This window comes from Desulfovibrio sp. 1214_IL3152 (assembly GCF_036763055.1).
Lineage (GTDB): Bacteria > Desulfobacterota > Desulfovibrionia > Desulfovibrionales > Desulfovibrionaceae > Desulfovibrio.
The window spans coordinates 1-1,209 of sequence record NZ_JBAIYW010000400.1 but is presented as its reverse complement, the minus strand read 5'-3'; the positions used below and the strand labels follow the sequence as shown (position 1 = coordinate 1,209).

The window sequence follows — 1,209 nt, the reverse complement described above, 5'->3', positions numbered from 1 at the left end:
GCAACGCCATCCGTGTGGCCTGCGAAATGCTCATCGAGGGCATGCGCAAGCCCGGCGGCGGCTTCCTCACGCCCGCCGAAATGAAGGCCGAAGGCCGCCCCATGCGCTATGACGGCAAATGGACTGCCCCGGCCAAGGATTGTGACGCCAAGGGTCAGGGTTCGCCCTTTGCCTGCTACATGTACGGGCTTTTCCTCACCGAAGTGGCGGTGGAAGCAGCCACGGGCAAAACCACGGTAGAAAAAATGGTCTGCGTGGCCGACATCGGCAAGCTTTGCAACAAGCTTGTGGTGGACGGCCAGATTTACGGCGGTCTCGCCCAGGGCGTGGGTCTGGCCCTCAGTGAAGACTACGAAGACCTCAAGAAGCACAGCACCATAGCCGGCGCGGGTGTTCCCCCCATCAAGATGATTCCTGACGACATTGAGATCATCTATGTGGAAACGCCTCGCAAGGATGGCCCCTTCGGCGCTTCGGGCGTGGGCGAAATGCCCCTTACCGCGCCGCATGCGGCCATCATCAACGGCATCTACAATGCCTGCGGCGCGCGTATTCGCCATCTGCCCGCGCGGCCCGAAAAGGTCTTGGAGGCCATGCCCAGGTAAGGTAGGTGTAAGGTAAAAGCAATACGGGGGAGGGGACTTCAGTTGCCGGGGGGCGACGTGCTCTCCGGCAGCTGAAGAACCTCTTTCTCCTGTATTCCGCTCCCCTGGATTGTATTTTTTCTTGTGACGCGGGAGCGGCCTGGCCGCATGCCGCGTCACATGTTTTTTATGTTTTGCCTGGCCGCATTTACAGTGGAGCGGTATGTGCGCGGTTTGTCCCGCCAGGGCATTTTCACTCTGAAATTGTTCTGGCGACTGCGTGAGCAAGCGCAATTTATTTGCGCTGCTAAGCGCCGAAGTAAACTTTGAGAATGTACATTCTCAAAGTTAATCTACTCTAAAGTCCGACCTCAGCGAGAACAGCATTATGATGGATCAGAAGCGCCTGCATGAAATCGAAGCCCGCTGTACCCAGGAAAGTCCCCCGCGCTGTCGGGCGGCCTGCCCCTTTGATCTGGACGTGCGCCTTTTTATGGCGCGCATGGCCGAGGGCAAATGCGGCGAGGCCCGTAAGCTTCTGGAACGCCATCTGCCTCTGCCCGGCATCATGGCGCGCATCTGCGATGCGCCGTGTGAAAATGTCTGCCTGCGGCGCGACCTTGGC

General features: G+C 59.0%; 1 protein-coding gene and 1 pseudogene. Both read left to right on the top strand.

Annotated elements, in window-relative coordinates; all coding sequences use genetic code 11:
• A partial coding sequence (locus V6C07_RS08660) for a molybdopterin cofactor-binding domain-containing protein (RefSeq protein ID WP_333535998.1) occupies window positions 1–605 on the top strand: 605 nt, incomplete at its 5' end.
• A 364-nt stretch (window positions 606–969) separates the two neighbouring features.
• A pseudogene (locus V6C07_RS08655) lies at window positions 970–1,209 on the top strand (pyridine nucleotide-disulfide oxidoreductase/dicluster-binding protein); the annotation flags it as partial.